We start from the raw sequence: 17,858 nt of genomic DNA on the forward strand, positions 1-17,858 counted from the left end.
GGCGGGGTTGAACCCCCGCCAGTAAGCCCGCCCGGCCAGGTACAAAATTGTCCCCAAGGGGATCGCAAATTACGCTATTGTTAGGACTGTGTGGGCCGGAGTTCGAGCCCGACGTTGGAGAATAAGGGAGAAGGTTATGGTTTTGCTGTCCATTGTAGTGCTGTTGGTGGTTATCGGTGTGGTNNGGCCCTGACCTGGTATCTGTTGGGGTATCTGACTCCGGCCTTCTGGTCTCTGTGGCTGGTGGTACCACTGGCGGCGGTTCTCCTGATTCTCAACGTTCCGGCTCTGCGCCGCCCCGTGTTGTCCAAGCCGGTGTTCCAGGTGCTGGGCAAAGCCATGCCGAGCATGAGCACCACCGAGCGTGAAGCGCTGGAGGCGGGCACCACCTGGTGGGAAAAAGACCTGTTCAGCGGCCGGCCCGACTGGCACGAATTCGCGCAGATCGGTTTGCCCCAACTGACCCAGGAAGAGCAAAGCTTCCTCGATAATGAAGTGGAAGAGCTCTGCGCCATGCTCGATGAGTTCGACATCCACCATCATCGGAAGGATCTGCCCGAAGAGGCCTGGCAGTTCCTGAAAGACAAGGGCTTCCTGGGCCTGATCATCCCCAAGGAGTTTGGTGGTAGAGACTTTGGGCCCTACGCCCAGAGCCGGATCATGAGCAAGATCGCCAGCCGCTCCGGCACCACCGCCGTGACCGCCATGGTGCCCAACTCTCTGGGCCCCGGTGAGCTGTTGATGAAATACGGCACCGACGAACAGAAACAGCGCTGGCTCCCCGGGCTGGCCAACGGGACCGAAATCCCCTGCTTTGGCCTGACCGGGCCGGAAGCGGGCTCCGATGCCGGCTCCATTCCTGATGTGGGGATCGTCTGCAAAGGCGAGTTTGAAGGCCAGGAAGTGCTGGGTCTCAAGCTGACTTTCAGCAAGCGCTGGATCACCCTTGCGCCGGTGGCCACCGTGGTGGGCCTGGCGTTCAAACTGCACGACCCAGACGGCCTGCTGGGTGACTCCAGCAAATCCGACTACGGCATTACCTGTGCCCTGTTACCCGCCAACCATCCGGGTGTGGAAATCGGCAAACGCCACCATCCCGGCTCGCCCTTTATGAACGGCCCGATCAAGGGTCAGGACGTGTTCATTCCCGTGGACTGGATCATTGGTGGTGCGCCCATGGCCGGCAAGGGTTGGCGGATGCTGATTGAGTGTCTCGGTGCCGGGCGCGGCATCTCGCTGCCGGCGCTGGCCACCGCCAGCGGGGAAATGCTCTATCGCACGGTGGGGGCCTACGCCCGCATCCGTCGCCAGTTCAATACCGAAGTGGGCAAGTTTGAAGGGGTGCAGGAAGCGACGGCGGACATTGCCAGTTGCGCCTACACCATGGAAGCCTTCCGCCAGATGGTCACCAAAGGGCTGGAAACCGGTTCGCCCTCGGTGATGACCGCCATGGCCAAGTACCATGCCACCGAAATGATGCGCCGGGTGGTCAATCACAGCATGGACGTCGTGGGTGGTCGCGCCATCCAGCACGGCCCGCGCAACTTCCTGGCGTTGCCCTATCAGAGTGTGCCGGTGGCCATCACCGTGGAGGGGGCAAACATTCTGACCCGCTCGCTGATGATCTTCGGCCAGGGCGCCATGCGCTGTCACCCTTACCTGTTCGATGAGCTTCAGGCCATTCAGGCTCCGGATCAGGAGCAGGGGCTGAAAGATTTCGACAAGCTTTTTATCCGGCACATGGGGCACCTGTTCAGCAACCTGTTGCGGGTCAAACTGTTTGGCATTACCCGCGCCCGATTCAGCGGGGTGCCGGAAAACGCCAACGAGTTCAGTCGCCGCTGGTACCAGCGCATCAATCTGTTGAGTGCCGGCCTCGCGGTCACCTCGGATATGGCTCTGGGCATTCTCGGTGGCGACCTGAAGCGCCGCGAGCTGCTGTCTGCCCGACTGGGTGATGTGCACAGCCAGCTGTTTATCGCCTGTGCCATTCTGAAGTTCCACTCCGCCCATGCCCGCACTGATGAGGAAGATGCGCACGCGGAGTACGCACTGCGTCACGCCCTCTACACCGCTCAGGAAGCGCTGTACGATTTCTATCGCAACTTCCCGAAGCGCACCATGGCCTGCGCCCTCAAGTGGATGGTATTCCCCCTCGGCCGGGTGCTCACCAAGCCCGACGACAACGCCATCCGCACGCTCGGCGGCTTGATCCTGGAAGACAACCCGGTGCGCAAAGCCTTCCGCCCGTTTGTGTACGAAAACGATAAGGCCGACGACCCCATTGGCCGGGTGGAAACCACCTACCAGATGTTGCTCTCACTGGAGCCCACCTGGAGCACCTTTGTTCGCGCCCAGGCGAAAGGGGAGCTGACCGGGGAAACTCTGGATGAGCGCCTGGAGGACGCCGCCACGAAAGGCCTGATCCGCAACGAGGATATCGCCCGGCTCAAAGAGTACGATGCAAAACGCTACGATTGCCTGCTCACCGACGCGTTCGATAAGCTTTAGGAACTCGAAGCAGGTTTCGTGGATTACATGCGGCGGATGCGCTTCGCTCCGATGCATCGGACCGATCCGCCCTACGGGGAGGCTCGCAAGGTTTGCGTAGGGCGGATAAGGGCGAAGCCCGCATCCGCCGTAAATGACGTTCCCCAAAACAAAAAAGCCCGAGCGCTAGCTCGGGCTTCTCTAATATGGCGCACCTGGCAGGGTGAGGCCGGGCGTTTGCAAAGCACTGCTTTGCGCCCGAGCCGAACGGCACCGGGTTATGCCCGGTGACCGGCAATCCGCCAGTGCCTAAAAAAAAGCCCGAGCGCTAGCTCGGGCCTCTTAAATATGGCGCACCTGGCAGGATTTGAACCTGCGACCAACGGCTTCGGAAACCGCTACTCTATCCAACTGAGCTACAGGTGCGTACTTTCAGCTTAGGGCGTGGTCTGCGTAGGGCGGATAAGCGCTAGCGCATCCGCCGTTGCCCTCTTTCGGCACGGCCCAACACCCGAAGAGGGGCGGATTTTACATAAGCCGGCGGCGTTCGTCTATCCATCAGGCCGTGGTTGGCGCTTTTTCGCCTTCCAGATCCCGTAAATCCAGCGTCTTGGCCAGCTTCACCGTTCCCAGACTCTCACTCATGGTCCCGAACGGAAAGTCCGTCAGCATCCGCTCCAGTCGCGGCAGGCAGCGATGCAGGTTGGTGTAGTGACGAAACCGCGAGAACCAGCGGGCGTTGGGGATCCGGGGTTGCTCCGGGTCGATCTCCCAGGGGTGGAGGTAAAAGATCTGCGGCTTTTGGCCGCCGTTGCTGGCCTTGCGGAACAGCCAGCGGGATAGGGCATAGGGATATTGGCGGAAATAACCCCCACCGGCCGCGGGTACCGCCTGACCCAGCACTTTGGCGGTGGTCAGCGGAAACTCGGTCAATTCGGCACCGCTGGAGGTAATAATGCGGTAGGGCTCCTCCGGACTGCCTGGGATACCGTAGTTATCATGCCGGGTCGGAAAAATACTGGAATCCCAGGTGAAGCCCAGCTCTGCCAGGATATCCAGCGCCCAGAGCGATTGACGGGTGATGGAATAGCTCGCCGCCCGATAGCCGGTCACCGGCTGACCGGACAGGTCCTCCAGAATACGCTTGGAGCGGGTAGTTTCCTCCCGGAACAGTTCGGGAGTCTGGGTGTAAATCAGCCTATGACTGTAGCCGTGGGAGGCGATTTCATGGCCCTGGGCGTGAATCCGCTTGACCAGCTCCGGGTGCCGTTCGGCCACCCAGCCGAGAATGAAAAAGGTGATCTTGATACCTGCCTCGTCGAACAGCTGGAGGAGCCGATCGGTATTGGCTTCAACCCGCGACGGCCAGTGCTCCCAGTCCTCGGGTTTGACCACATCAAAGAAGGCCGCGACCTGGTAGTAGTCTTCGACGTCGACGGTCATGGCGTGGGTGACGGTTGATCGTTCCATGTAGCACCTTATCAACAAAGCGGAAAACGTGGGTTACGGCGGATGCGCTTCGCTTATCCGCCCTACGCCTACCTCCATAGGTCGTGTAGGGCGGATAAGGCCAACGGCCGCATCCGCCGTCACCAAACACTAAACCCGGTAATAATCCCGATACCAGCGAACAAAATTCTCAATACCCACCTCCACCGGCGTGCTGGGCTTGTAATCCACATCCTCAATCAGCGCGTCCACATCGGCGTAGGTATCCGGCACATCCCCGAGCTGCAGCGGCAACAGGTTCTTCTCCGCCTTCTTGCCCAGGCAGTCCTCCAGCACCTCAATATACCGCAGCAGCTCCACCGGGCTGTTACTGCCGATATTGTACAGGCGGTAGGGCGCCTTGGACGTGGCGGGGTCCGGCTGATCACCGCTCCAGTCCGGGTTGGCTGGCGCCACATGGTCCAGGGTGCGGATTACGCCCTCGACGATATCGTCAATGTAGGTGAAATCCCGACGGTGGTGGCCGTAATTGAACACGTCGATCGGCTCGCCGGCCAGAATCTTGCGGGTGAAAATGAACAGCGCCATATCCGGGCGTCCCCACGGGCCGTACACGGTGAAGAAGCGCAGCCCGGTGGTGGGAATGCCGAACAGGTGGCTGTAGGTATGGGCCATCAGCTCGTTGGACTTTTTGCTGGCGGCGTAAAGGCTCACCGGGTGGTCCACGTTGTTGTGCACCGAGAAGGGCATCGCCGTATTGGCGCCGTAGACCGAGCTGCTGGAGGCATACACCAGGTGCTCGGTGCCGAAGTGGCGACAGGCCTCCAGGATATTGATGAACCCGGTAATGTTACTGTCGATGTAGGCTTGGGGGTTCTCCAGAGAGTAACGAACTCCCGCCTGGGCCGCCAGATTGACCACCCGGTCGGGCTTGTGATCCTTGAACACCTGATCAATAGCGGTCTTGTCCTGCAGATCCGCCCGGATATCGGTAAAACCCTTATGGGGGGTAACCCGCGCCAGGCGGGCTTTCTTGATGTTCACATCGTAATAGTCATTGAGGTTATCCACCCCAATCACCTCGTCGCCGCGCTCCAGCAGCCGTAAGGCCAGATGGTTGCCAATAAAGCCGGCGGTGCCGGTAACCAGTACTTTCATAACGTAATCCCGTTGTTTTTGCCGGCGCTACAGGCGTCCGTCCACCTGCTCTTTGGGCAGAATATGCTTCACATCATAAAGCACATGCTGAGCTTTCCCCAGTTTCCGGATGGCGTCGTGGCCCATAGCGCGGAACTCCTGGTGCCCGACGCATAAAACGATGGCGTCGTAGTGCCCCTGACGGGGCTCGGAAACCAGTTTGAGGCCATATTCCAACTCCGCCTCCTCGGGATCCGCCCAGGGGTCGTAAATGTCAACGTTGGAGTGATATTCCTGGAACTCTTCAATGATATCCACCACCCGGGTGTTGCGAAGATCCGGGCAGTTCTCCTTGAAGGCCAGCCCCATGATCAGCACGTTGGCGTCCACCAGGTGCAGCTTCCGCTGGGTCATCATCTTGACCACCGAGGCGGCGATAAAGTGGCCCATCCCATCGTTGATGCGCCGCCCGGCCAAAATCACCTCTGGATTGTACCCGACCTGCTGCGCCTTGTGGGTCAGGTAGTAAGGGTCCACACTGATACAGTGCCCGCCGACCAGGCCTGGCCGAAACGGCAGAAAGTTCCATTTGGTTCCGGCTGCCTCCAGTACCTCGAGGGTGTCGATGCCCAGCCGGCTGAAAATCAGGGAGAGCTCGTTCACCAGGGCGATATTGATATCCCGCTGGGTGTTCTCAATGACCTTGGCGGCTTCAGCCACTTTGATGCTACTGGCTTTGTGGGTGCCCACGGTCACTACGCGCCGGTACAGCGTATCGATATAGTCCGCTGCCTCCGGCGTGGAACCGGAGGTCACTTTGACGATGTTGTGCACCCGGTGCTCTTTATCGCCGGGGTTGATTCGTTCCGGGCTGTAACCGGCAAAGAAGTCCCGGTTGAACGTCAGGCCGGAGCCTTGCTCGATGATGGGCACACACACTTCTTCGGTGCAGCCCGGGTAAACGGTGGACTCGAAAACCACCAGGCTGTTTTTGCCGATCACCCTCCCAAGCAGTTCGGAGGCTTTTTCCAGAGGGGTCAGGTCGGGTTGTTTGCTGTCGTTGATCGGGGTGGGGACGGTCACGATGTACACATCGCAACCTTTGATGTCGGCTGGATCAGAGGTAAAGCTCAAACGCTCGGACGCCTGCAGCTCGGCCGGACTGACTTCCCGGGTGTGATCCTGCCCGTTTTTAAGCTCGGCAATCCGCTTGGGGTTGATGTCGAACCCGCAGGTCTGAATCTGTTTTCCAAACTCGGCCGCCAAAGGCAGACCGACATAACCCAGGCCAATTATGCAAAGGGTGGGTTCACTGGCGAACATAGGGCAATTTCCTTGAGCTGACGGGTAGATCCTGCTGATTTTCATCGTACGTTTATCGCGATAATCTACCATATTAACAGGGGCAAAAGCGAAATAGTGAGGCCCCCTCCGGTGGTGTCGGAAATCTTGTCACCTATAAGGTCAAAAAGCCGACGCGAGCGGTCGAGAAACCCCTTGAAAACCCGCTATAATGCGGTGCCTTCAGAGCTGAAACTCACACCCCATAAAAGGACGCGGGTCTTGTCTTACATTCGGTTGAATAAGCACTATATTCATTTGCCCTACCTGTTTCTCGGCATCGTTGAGCTGGGCTTGCTGCTTGTTGCAGCGTGGGGCGCCGAGCGCTGGCATCTGTCGCTGTCTGAATCCGCCGAAGTGTTTTCCCGGGCACCGGACAATTGGTGGCCTCTTGTGCTTTTTGCCGTTGTACTCAGCTGCTGCACCCTGTCCATGGGGGTGTATACCGCCCTGGTGCGCGAGGGTTACTCGAGCATGGTGTTGCGTACCCTGGTGAGCTTCTTCCTGCTGGGGAGCCTTGCACTCTTTGTTCTCAACGTCATTTTCGCCGGCGCCTTGATCCCCCGAGGCTTGATCTTCTGGGGCGTCCTATTTGCGACGGCGCTGGTTTTGGTGGCCAGGGCGCTGTTTCTGAAGCTAGTCGATACCGCCAACCTGAAGCGGCGAGTGGTGATTTTCGGCGCGGGTGCCCGTGCCCAGAAGCTTTTGGAAAATCTGGAGCCGGAGCGGGATGTTATCGGCGTTCAGGTGGTGGGCTGCGTTCCCAGCGCTAATGAAGAGACCATGGTGGATGAGGCCCTGTTGCTGCCTTACCCGCAGGACTGGGTGCGTTTTGTGAAGGCGCAACAGATCTCGGAGATTGTCGTCTCCCCGGATGAGCGGCGTCAGCGGGACGGCGGCGTCTTTCCGCTCAATGAGCTGATCGACTGCAAACTGGCCGGCGTTCCCACCAGCGAGGGCCTGGGCTTTTGCGAGCGGGAGCTGGGGAAAATTGACATCAGCATTCTGCGGCCCAGCTGGATGCTCTTTTCCGACGGTTTCAAATACTCCAAGCGCCGAGCCGTTGCCAAGCGACTGTTCGATGTCGGGTTGGCCGGCCTGTTCGTCCTGATTCTGTGGCCCTTCATGCTGCTGACGGCCCTGGCGGTCATGCTGGAGAGCGGGCGCCCGGTGCTTTACTTTCAGGAGCGGGTAGGCCTAAATGGCAAAACCTTCCGCATTTACAAGTTTCGCAGCATGCGCCAGGACGCGGAAAAAGGCGGCAAGGCGGTCTGGGCCCAGAAGAACGATGCCCGCGTCACCCGGGTAGGGGCCTTTATCCGCAATGCCCGGCTGGATGAACTTCCCCAGTTATACAATGTACTAAAGGGAGAAATGAGCTTTGTGGGGCCCCGACCAGAGCGGCCCGAGTTCGTTGAGGAGCTCTCCGAGAAAATTCCCTTTTACGATACCCGGCACAAAGTGAAGCCGGGCCTGATGGGCTGGGCGCAGTTGAAATACCCCTACGGCGCCTCCGTAGAAGATGCCAAGAACAAGTTGCAATATGATTTGTATTACACCAAGAATCACAGCTTTCTGATGGATATGCTGATCATGATCCAAACGGTCGAAATCGTGTTGTTGGGCAAAGGCGTGCACTGAGTGCAGTCGCACTCCGGCTTCCTACTCGCTGCACCCGACGACAACCAGAGTTTTAAGGAGACAAAGCGTGATGAAAACCAATAGTTTCAGGATGGCGTTGTGGGCATTACTCGCGATATTCTTGAGCGCCTGCTCGACAAAATCAGTGACTCCGCCACCGCAAAGTGACGCGTTACTGACCGAGTATCGCATCGGGGTGGGCGACTCGCTGCGCATCAACGTATGGCGCAATGCCGAGCTGTCGAGCGATGTGCCGGTTCGTCCGGACGGTCGTATCTCAATGCCCTTGATCGGTGATGTCCCGGTAGCGGGAAGAACCACCGAAGAGCTCGCCTCAGCGTTGACCGAGTCACTGACCGATTATGTCAGAAACCCCCAGGTCACCGTTATTGTCACCAATCCGGCCAGTGCCGATTTCCAGCTTCGGGTTCGTATCACCGGTGCCGTTACAAATCCTCAGTCGTTGGCGTATCGGGAAGGCATGACGGTCTTGGATTTGGTGTTGATGGCGGGCGGCCCCAATGAATTTGCTTCTCCCAACAAAGCTAAATTGTATCGACGAGTGGACGGTGAGTTGAAGGTTTACCCCATTTATCTCAACGATTTGATAGAAAGGGGCAAAGTGGACACGAATTACACGCTGCAGCCGTCAGACATTGTGGCTGTACCTGAGCGGGCGTTCTAAGGTTAGAGATTTGTATGGATAAGACATTTATAGTTGACCTGCTCAAGTCTCTTAAGTTTGAAGCTATTCGCTTTAGGGTCTGGGTGGTCTTGACTTTCCTGGCTGTTAGCTTCCTGCCGTTGGTAGTCGGCTACTTGTGGCCGAATACCTACACCACTGAAGCTGTTCTCTACGCGGATGAAACCAATATTATTGAGCCGTTATTGAAAGGCCGCGCCTCGGTCACGGGTATTGACCGAGTCAAGCAGGCACAGGAAACTCTTTACACAAGGCGGGTAATGGAGCGGGCCGCCGTGGGGGCCGGCCTTGTTGACTCTAATGCCACCGATGAAAGCAAAGCGGCTGCTGTACGAGAGCTTCGCAACGGTCTTTCAGTCCGAACAGAGAGTGCCAATAATTTCAGGGTAAGTTACAGCGCTAAAGACCCGGAAAAAGCCTTCAGTGCACTGAACAGTGTCGTCAATGTGTTTATCCAGGACACCGCTCGACGCAAGCGTGAAGAAAGCGTGGGCGCCTTCAACTTTATCGATGCTCAAGTAGAATCTTACCGTCGGCAGTTGGAGTTGGCGGAGGAAAAATTAAAAAACTTTCGCGCTCAAAACACCGACGGCACCGAGGCCCAAGTCAGTGCACGTATCAATCAGTTGCGCAACGATATCGAATCGCTCAATCTGGAAATTCAGGAATCGGAGTCAAGAATTGCATCAATCAGAGAGCAGTTGAGTCAGGAAAATCAGTATCAGGTTGCCAAGGGCGAAGCTGATCGGCTGCGCGACCGGCGCCGGGAGATGCGTCGGCAATTGGACCAACTACTTCTCAGCTATCAGGACAGTTATCCAGATGTCATTACGCTGCGCCAACAGATACAGGATATCGACGAGGAAATTACTCGCCTGGAATTCTCCGGTGAGTCCTACGGAAGCGATGCAAATACCGAAAACCCGCTCTACGAAGAGCTGCGCAAACAGTTGTCCGTTGCTGAAGTGAACTTGACCGCTCAAAAAAGACGGATGCAGTCTCTCGAGCAGATCTTGGATCGAGAGTACGCCCGGGCGGAGCGAGTGGCCGAAAATCAGGCGCAACTATCTGACCTGACCCGGGACCTGGAGGTTACCCGAAACGTGTATAACGAAATGCTGGAGCGAAAAGAGTCGGCAAGGCTTTCCATGACGCTGGACATTGAAGGGCAGGGGGTTAACTATCGCATTCAGGATCCGGCCACCTTCCCGCTCGAACCCTCAGGCTTACGGTATATACACTTTGCGTTGGTCGGGCCGTTTCTCGGTTTCCTGGCTCCGCTTGGGTTACTGTTTATTTACGTGTTTCTGGATCCTCACTATCGCTCTGCACGCTCGACACAAAACGATCTACCAGAGGGTGTCGACCTAATCGGTATTATTCCTCACTACCATACCCCGCTGACAGAGCGACTGATGCGCAAGGATATGGTGCTACTCCTCGGCTTCAGTATTATCGCCATGGGCTGTTACATCGCACTGGGAATTACCTGGTACGAGGTCAAAAATTGACGGAGGTGGTGAAATGGTTGAAAAGAACAAGCCAGAGGTCAATCTTCGAACATTTATCGAGAGGCTCAACGTAGTGAAAGATGAGCGCAATGAAGACCCCTTAATCCGAAGCGCAGTCTCTGAGCACCGAAAGCGTGAGCAGATCAAAAGCATGGCTACCCCGGTGTTGTGGACGCAGGATGAGCTCTACGAGAGGAAAGTTATTTTTACCGGTATGCGGCAGCGCGAGCTGTTGAACGCTTTCCGTGAGGTTCGGATTCGGCTGTTGCAGAAAAGCAAAACCGATAACGTGGTGGCCATGGTGTCCTCGCTGAAGGAAGGGGGCGGGGGCAGTCTGGTCGCTTTTAACCTGGCCGCCACCTTTGCGCTGGATCGCCACAAAACCGCGTTATATGTGGACTGTAACCCCTACAACTCCACGGCGGAGCAGTATACGGTGGTGCCGGTTGAGGCCGGGCTGACCCAGTATCTGCACGACTACACCATCCCCCTGAAGCACATTATTTACCCCTCAGGGGTCGAGCGTTTGCGGGTCATTCCATCGGGTATCGGCAGTGAGTCGGCGGCGGAGTTTTTCAACTCCAAGCGCATGGAAGTGTTGATTTCGGAAATCAAAACCCGCTACCCGGACCGGTTCATTGTGCTGGATGCCCCCTCGGTTGAGTCCACCACCGAAGCGCGCATTCTCTCGCAATATTGTGACCATGCCATGCTGGTCGTACCGTTCGGGAAATGCACCCAGTCGGATGTGCTCTCGGGGATCGATGCGGTCGGGAAAGATAAGTTTTCAGGATTGATTTTCAACCACTAGCAGACAGTTACCCAGTTGTCGCCTGTGGTTAACTATGGGAAGTACAGTACCATGCGCACTTTTAGAGACATCCGCAGAACACGTCTTACCGCATTGTGGACCAGTTGTACGGTTTTATGTCTGGCATTGCCCCTGCTTCTGCCAATGCAGGCTGCCGCAGAGGGTGATTGGCGAGCAAATATTGGACTGCGAAGTGAGTATACAGACAACGCCAATAGATCCGAAACCGATAAGCTGTCCGAACGCCAGGACGACGTCGAGTTAGGGCTGGGAGGCAGTTACGCCAATCGCTGGGTGACCTTTGAGGCGGGTTACAACGCTAGCGAGCATCGGTTTAGCGAGGGCTCTCAGGAAGATCGGAGCCTGCTCCAGGGCGACAGCGAACTGGCCATTGGGCAACCAACGGATCCTCTTGATCTGGTGCTTTCCCACCGACGCCGGACGGTACTGAACGCCCCGGATGATATCGATCTGCTGAGCAATAACGACGAGAGAACCATCGTTTCCGCCATGCCCAGCGCTCGTTGGCGCCCCACCGGGGTGGATCTATTGATGGTACGAGCCCAGTTCTCTGACGTCGACTACCGGTTTCGCCCGGAGCGCAATTCTGAGCGACTAGGCGGCAGCCTGGTCTGGCAGCGCCAATTGTCTGAAATCAGCCAGCTCTTGGCAACGGCTCAGCACACGGAAATCGCCTTCGACGATGCACCTCAGGCCGATTACGAATACCGCGCCGCCAATCTCTCTTATCAGACGACTCTACGTCGACTTCAATATCAGGTGCAGGTCGGCTACAACGAAAGTAACCCAGAGGTGGGGGAATCCCTGTCCAGCCCCAGCTACCTGATCGATGTGCAGTTCGGTGAGGGTGCCAACCGTTGGATCCTGAATGCCAGCCAGTTTATTACCGATAACTCCACCGGCAGCGGCAACCAGGGGGAGCTGGGAGGCTTCACTCCAGGCGATTCCTCTGCCGGTGAGCTGGACCAACTGGAACGCACCCGGGCCGAACTGCGCTGGACCAACCAGGGGCTCTGTGTGCGGTGTACGACCACCGCCTCGGTTTACTGGCAGAGCGATGACTTCCGCGATGACACTCAGGATCGAGACGAACTGGGTCTACGGCTCTCGGTTGGCTACCAGATCAGCAGCCGCTCTTCGATGGACCTTTCTTTACAGCGGCGAGATCAGGAATTTGAAGCCGGGGCCACCGATCGTTCCGATTTCCAGGAAGACAGAGTCAGTGCTGGCTATGAATACAACTTCGCGAATGACGTTGCCCTGAATCTGTTCTTGGGCCACCACAAACGCAAATCCGATGACGGTAATCGTGAATATGACGAAAACACCGGTGGTTTGGGCCTGCGTTACACGTTTTGACCGATTTGATCAAAAAACATCCACACTGAGGTCGTGTGGCCCAAGGGCCCGCGACCGATAGGCTGCTGTTACCTGAATTTCCCCTTGCTCCGCCCCCCCCCCTGTAAACGCTCTATTTCTAACCTACGGTTTCAATCCCCTCAGGCGCTTTTTCATAACCAATGGAAAGCCCATATAACTTCTAATACTAGAAATGCCCCCTTGGCGTAAAAATATTCGTCACAAAATGTGAGTTACAGCGCATATAATATAAAAAAAGAGTTTCTTAGTAGTGATTCCGTATATCCCCGGTGGTAAAAAGAACCCATGGATGCACATTTGCAAGGAGTGGTACTCACTGAATTAACAGGCCCCGGGGGCCGGGAACCGAACCTATGTCTCGTTTGATTGCTAACGCTAAGTCATTGGCAGCCATACGCCACCTCTCAGTCGCTGGCTTCGTGGCCATTACTCTGGTGCTTGGCGCTTGTGGCGGTGGTGCCGGTTCAGGGGCCGACGACTCACGCTTGAGCAATAAAAGCCCCTACACCGAGAAGCCATCGGGGCAAAACAGCGTAGAAAGCCCGGATAGCGCGAGCAGCAGTGCTGACGAGGACGTCGGTGCTCCCCAGGATTCCACCAGTGAAACACCTGAGGCTGACCCCGACAGCAGCACCGATGATGCAGTCGCAGAGGGCGGTGACAGCGCCGAGCCAGTTGATGCCTCCGAGGAGCCAGCGGCAGAGGACAATTCAGATCCGGTAGATTCTATTGAGGAACCTGTATCTGCGGTCAGTGGCACGGTTCGCCTGGAATGGGACCGCCCCGAATTCCGCGAAAACGGTGAGTACCTCGAAGTAGACGACATCGGCGGCTACGAGCTGCGCTATCGCCGGCTCGGTGAGGAAGACTTCCAGACAGTAGTCGTCGAAAGCGGCTGGGAAGAAGACTACGAGTTCAGTGACCTGGAGGGCAGCTATCAGTTTTCCATCGCCGCCTTTGACAATAACGGGCTCTACAGTGAATTCGTGAACCTATCCCCGGTGGCCAGCTTGACTGAGTCGCTCTAGAAATATTTCAATGCAAGTCGGAGGGAAGAGTAGCTCTCTCCCTCCGGCGCCTGTCAAATTAATCGTCATGTTCCAACCCCAACCCCGGCGGCGTATACTTCAGTAGGATTCTCCCAATAAAGTCCACCATGCTGAAGGGACCGCCATGCAGACTCAGCTCCCCCGTATATTCCTGACACTTCTCATTGCCTCCTCCCTATTGGTTGGTTGCGGTCGGGAAAGCAGTCCAGAACAAGCTCAGGACTACCTTAACCGTGCCGAAGCTTATCGTGATCAGGGCCAGTATCGTGCCGCCATGATCGAAATCACCAACGCCATGAATAGCGCTCCGGGAGAGGTCGCCTACCCCATCGCGATGGCAGAAGTCTACATTACCCTGGGCGCTGCGCGCCGGGCCTCCACGCTTCTGGAAGATTATGTAGAGCAGCATCCTCAAGCAGTGGCGCTCCCACTCGCAGAAGCGTATTTAAAACAGGGGAAATTCCTCTCGGCCAAAGAGACCCTGGAGGGTTTTACGGCCCGGTCTGCAGAAGAGTCTAAAGAGCTCGCCCTTTATCGGGCGGATATCCAGCGCACCCAGGGCAACCTCGAGGTCAGTGAGCAGGCCTACCAAACCTTGTTCGAGGAGCATCCGGGAGATCTTGAAATTGCACTGCGTCTCGTAGAAAACCATATATTTCGAAGGCAAAGCGATGAGGCCCTCCAAATCCTTGAGCGGTTACGCGAGCAGCATCCAGAGGAGCCTGAAATCATGCACTTGAGCGCGATCGTCGCTCTTCAAACCAACGAGCTTGAGCGTGCCGAGCGACTCCTGACAGAGGCCCTGATCAACATGCCGGATGCGGATATTATGCTGCCCGACCGCGCGGCGGTTCTGCAGCTGCTGGCGGAAACCCTCATTGCAAGAGGCCGAATGGCGGAAGCTCTGGTCTACCAGAAAGTACTGGCAGAGGAGTCTCCCGAATCGGTTGCCGCTGAGCAGCGGTTACAGGAAGCCGTGGCTGCGGCAGAGGCCGGCGATTACCAAAGTGCTGAATCCATCCTGCAAGAACTACTGGAAGAAAACCCTGACAGCCAGTCAGCGGCTCTGATGCTGGGTATGGTTAACCTGAGGCGGGGGGATATCAGCGCGGCGGAACCCCTGCTCAGCCGCAGTGTGGATGTGGAAACAGCGAACACCGACGTAATTCGCGCCATGGTTATGGCTCAGGCGCAGACCGGAAACGCGGAGCGGGCTATTCAAACGCTTCAGCGCTCCCTACAAGCTCGGCCCGATGATACGGTTTTACTGTCTCTATACGGGCTGTTGGCATTAAACAACCCTGATCTGGAGCAGAAAGGCTACCTCAGTATTCAAAAAGCGCTCGCCCAGGATCCACATCGCGGTGGGCTGCGTCTGGCGCTGGCGCGCTATCACTTCCAACGAGACGAAGCCGAGCAGGGCATGGCACAACTACGGACGGCCTTCAACTATCAGCCGGCGGAGTGGAACGTCACTAACGTCTATATGAACCAACTCTTGGCCCGCGGAGAGCTTGACGAAGTGGCCCAAGCGGTCGCTACGCTTAAGGAGGCGGCGCCCAAGGCACCCGAGACCACCCTGTATGAAGCGCAACACCGCTTCCGTGAGGGCAATCAGCAAAGCGCCATTCGGCAGCTGGAAAGTTTACTGAAAGCCGAAACCGGCTACGTGCGCGGCCATGGCGTCCTGGCTCAGATGTACCATGAAAGTGGCCAATCGGACAAAGCGCTGGCGTCGGTTGAGCGTGTAGTAGGATTTGAGCCTCAGAACGAGCAAGCCTTGAGGGCGGGTGTCGAAATCATTCTCAATGGTAACCTGTCCCAGTCACCGCATGACTGGCTTGCGGGAGTGGCCGCTGATAATGCGACCACCACACCCAATGTGACGGCACTCAGGGCCATGCTCTACCGCGATGCGGGAGATTTGGAGCAGGCGGTCCAACTGATGAGCAACTATCAGGGAGAGGAAACTGATTACACCCGCCAAGTGACATCGGTGGTTTATCGTGATCGGGCGCGCGAGCTGGCTGACGTCGGTGAGTTTGACAGGGCGCGTGAGCTGTTGAGTCAGGCCCTAGAAGACTTCCCGACCAGCCGGACGCTCAGCCTGGACCTGGTAAGGATGGACCTGGCCCAGGACCGGTTGCAGCAGGCTAGAGTACTGTTGGATGATCTGCAGGAGCGCCACTCCGGCGATCCGGAGGTCGCCGTCATGAGTGCTCGGCTGACGCAGGCAACAAATGGCCCGGAGGCCGCTTTCCGGGAGCTGCGCGTAGCCTGGAACGAGCAGCCTGATAGTGAAATGGCGGGCCTCCTGATCTCCCTGGCGCGGGAGCATGCACCTGACGCAGTACCCGAAATTTTACAGCAGTGGGAGCGGGCGGCACCTGAGAGCCGTGGGCGGCTTCTCTTTATGGCGGAAGAGTATCAGCGCCAAGGAGACGAAGTGGCGGCAATCACGGCCTATGAGCGCCTCCTGGCAAACAACCCCAACGATGCCATCGCACTGAACAACCTGGCCTGGATGCTAAAAGACCGGGATGTTGAGCGGGCGCTGGCATTGGCAAAGCAAGCGGCTGAGCTGCAGCCCGACTCTGCCCCCATTCTAGATACCTATGGTTGGATACTGCATTTGAGTGGTGATCGCGCCGCCGCCTTGCGCCAACTGGAGCGCGCAGTTGAGCTCGCCCCCGGCGTTGCGGATATCCAGAATAATCTGGACGCGGTCCGGAGCGCCAACTGATCATCCAGAGGCGGCGCCGGTCGTCGCCTCACTCCCCAATCCAGCCAAACTCGGTACACTTCTGTTCGCTAACGCACGTAAAATCTCGTCGGAAAAGCTTACAAGAGAGCAGCGAAAGCAATAGCTAAACCTTCCTAACTATCTGAAATAAATAGAATAAATATTCATGGACCGTCTCTTGCATCCTCACAGGCAAGGCGAACACAAGTAACTGTGGCCTAAACGCAAGACTTAAGAATTATTGTTCCCTCAAAGGATGGACACTATGAAAACTTTTCTGAAAACTCTTTTGGCCGGTAGCGTCCTGGCAGCCGCAGGCGCTGCTAGCGCAGCCACAATCAATATTGGCGTGAGCTATGACCCTAATGCCGAAGCGAACTTTCTGGCGGAGCTGAGCGGGCCCATCGTTCAAGAAAATTTTGACGGTTGGGTCACCCAGGGTTCTGGTCCTGCCTCCATGGGTGGAAGCCAGACTCAGCAAGAGCAAGGCTCTTGGGTTGACTCTAGCAGCAGCTTTACCACCAATGTAGGTACTTTTACTCTGATTGAGAACGGTCATGTAAACTATGACTGGTTGGACGCGGGCGACGGCAATAATTTGAAGATTGAAAGCGCGCAAACCGGTGAGTCTGGCCGCGAAGAGTTGTCTAACTATCAAGGTGACTTCTGGCTCGACAGTAATGATGCCAAGAAAGTGACTTGGGATTTTAACTCCGGTGGTGTTGTGGGCAAGCAGTTTGACGCATTTGGGTTTTTTATTGCTGATGCTGCAGACGTGAGCGCTACGCTGACGCTGCATTTTGCAAATGGTAGTTCTTCTGATGCATACGCCATTCCGTACGAGCAGCCCAACGGTCAAGTTGGTTATTTAACCGTTAAGAGTAGCGAATCGATCGTTGGTGGAACGCTAACGTTCGATAACAGTGCCTATAACGATGGTTGGGGTATTGATGACATTACTGTTGGCACCTTACCAGAACCAGGTACCCTTCTGTTGATGGGTCTGGGTCTTATCGGCTTGGGCGCTGCACGTCGTCGCGCTGCCAAGTAATCGGATCTAGGAAAGAAAGATAAAAAGCCGGCCCTCGGGCCGGCTTTTTTATGTGTTTACGCGATTTCGAAAGGCCTCATCCGCTAGTCAAAAATGCGTCATTCAGGTACCATCCAAGAGAACTTCCAGCCGGGTTAAATCGCATGGACGTAGAGCACTCAGCGCATAGCATTTCCTCCAGTCTCTGGCGTTACTCACAATACCTCCCGCTATTCCTGCTTGTGTTGTGGGTCTTCTTTTATTGGCCAACCTTTGAGGGGCTTTATGCCCGCTGGATAAAATGGGACGAGGGCATGGCCCACGGTATCCCTGTAGTCATTCTGTTTGTTTACCTCCTTTATAAAAGCTTGCCCTGGACGCCGTTGGTGAATCGAAACACTACCTGGTGGGTGAGCCTGATTGGGTTGGGGCTAGGGTCGGCGGCCTGGTTTGTGTTTCATGCGGTCAACGTAACCATTCTTGAGCAGGTGATTCTTCTGCCTTTGCTGGTTTTATTGTTGGCGTCAGTGTTCGGGCTGAAACAGGTATTCA

General features: G+C 56.6%; 13 protein-coding genes and 1 tRNA gene. 10 read left to right on the top strand and 4 right to left on the bottom strand.

The genetic code is table 11. From position 1 onward, the window contains the following. Positions 1-204: 204 nt before the first annotated feature. Entirely contained in the window at positions 205-2,511 is a 2,307-nt protein-coding gene (locus B3187_RS00755; RefSeq protein ID WP_286804206.1) for an acyl-CoA dehydrogenase, read from the top strand. 328 nt (positions 2,512-2,839) lie between these two features. Here the strand turns inward: B3187_RS00755 and B3187_RS00760 are convergent. The 4 genes from B3187_RS00760 to tviB form a co-directional block, all read right to left on the bottom strand. Then, positions 2,840-2,916, bottom strand: a tRNA-Arg gene (locus tag B3187_RS00760). Positions 2,917-3,048: 132 nt separating this feature from the next. Next, complete coding sequence (locus B3187_RS00765) at positions 3,049-3,960, bottom strand: XrtA system polysaccharide deacetylase (protein WP_286804207.1); 912 nt, start codon at positions 3,958-3,960, stop codon at positions 3,049-3,051. Between the two features lie 129 nt (positions 3,961-4,089). Further along, a complete protein-coding gene (locus B3187_RS00770; protein ID WP_286804208.1) occupies positions 4,090-5,097 on the bottom strand; it encodes an NAD-dependent epimerase in 1,008 nt (335 codons plus the stop codon). 27 nt (positions 5,098-5,124) lie between these two features. Beyond that, on the bottom strand, positions 5,125-6,399 hold the full coding sequence (gene tviB / locus B3187_RS00775; RefSeq protein WP_286804209.1) for a Vi polysaccharide biosynthesis UDP-N-acetylglucosamine C-6 dehydrogenase TviB: 1,275 nt from the start codon (positions 6,397-6,399) through the stop codon (positions 5,125-5,127). Between the two features lie 240 nt (positions 6,400-6,639). Between tviB and B3187_RS00780 the strand changes: the two genes are divergently transcribed. From B3187_RS00780 to B3187_RS00820, 9 genes are all read left to right on the top strand, one after another. After that, a complete protein-coding gene (locus B3187_RS00780) occupies positions 6,640-8,058 on the top strand; it encodes a TIGR03013 family XrtA/PEP-CTERM system glycosyltransferase (protein WP_286804210.1) in 1,419 nt (472 codons plus the stop codon). Between the two features lie 70 nt (positions 8,059-8,128). Then, positions 8,129-8,743 (top strand): XrtA/PEP-CTERM system exopolysaccharide export protein, encoded by a 615-nt coding sequence (locus B3187_RS00785; protein WP_286804239.1) that lies wholly within the window; start codon positions 8,129-8,131, stop codon positions 8,741-8,743. 14 nt (positions 8,744-8,757) lie between these two features. Continuing rightward, a complete protein-coding gene (locus B3187_RS00790) occupies positions 8,758-10,272 on the top strand; it encodes an XrtA system polysaccharide chain length determinant (RefSeq protein ID WP_286804211.1) in 1,515 nt (504 codons plus the stop codon). Positions 10,273-10,285: 13 nt separating this feature from the next. Next, positions 10,286-11,083, top strand: coding sequence for a tyrosine-protein kinase family protein (locus B3187_RS00795; protein WP_286804212.1), 798 nt, complete (start codon positions 10,286-10,288; stop codon positions 11,081-11,083). A gap of 126 nt (positions 11,084-11,209) precedes the next feature. Then, entirely contained in the window at positions 11,210-12,463 is a 1,254-nt protein-coding gene (locus tag B3187_RS00800; RefSeq protein WP_286804213.1) for a hypothetical protein, read from the top strand. Between the two features lie 374 nt (positions 12,464-12,837). Continuing rightward, on the top strand, positions 12,838-13,512 hold the full coding sequence (locus B3187_RS00805) for a fibronectin type III domain-containing protein (protein ID WP_286804214.1): 675 nt from the start codon (positions 12,838-12,840) through the stop codon (positions 13,510-13,512). A gap of 145 nt (positions 13,513-13,657) precedes the next feature. Further along, positions 13,658-16,276, top strand: a complete 2,619-nt coding sequence (locus B3187_RS00810) for a tetratricopeptide repeat protein (protein ID WP_286804215.1) — start codon at positions 13,658-13,660, stop codon at positions 16,274-16,276. Between the two features lie 265 nt (positions 16,277-16,541). Then, positions 16,542-17,327 (top strand): PEP-CTERM sorting domain-containing protein, encoded by a 786-nt coding sequence (locus B3187_RS00815; RefSeq protein ID WP_286804216.1) that lies wholly within the window; start codon positions 16,542-16,544, stop codon positions 17,325-17,327. A 143-nt stretch (positions 17,328-17,470) separates the two neighbouring features. Next, on the top strand, positions 17,471-17,858 hold a 388-nt coding region (locus B3187_RS00820; protein ID WP_286804217.1), incomplete at its 3' end, for an archaeosortase/exosortase family protein.

Origin of the sequence: Marinimicrobium sp. UBA4209 (assembly GCF_002381585.1) — a bacterium.
In the GTDB taxonomy this organism is placed as follows: Bacteria; Pseudomonadota; Gammaproteobacteria; order Pseudomonadales; family Cellvibrionaceae; genus Marinimicrobium; species Marinimicrobium koreense.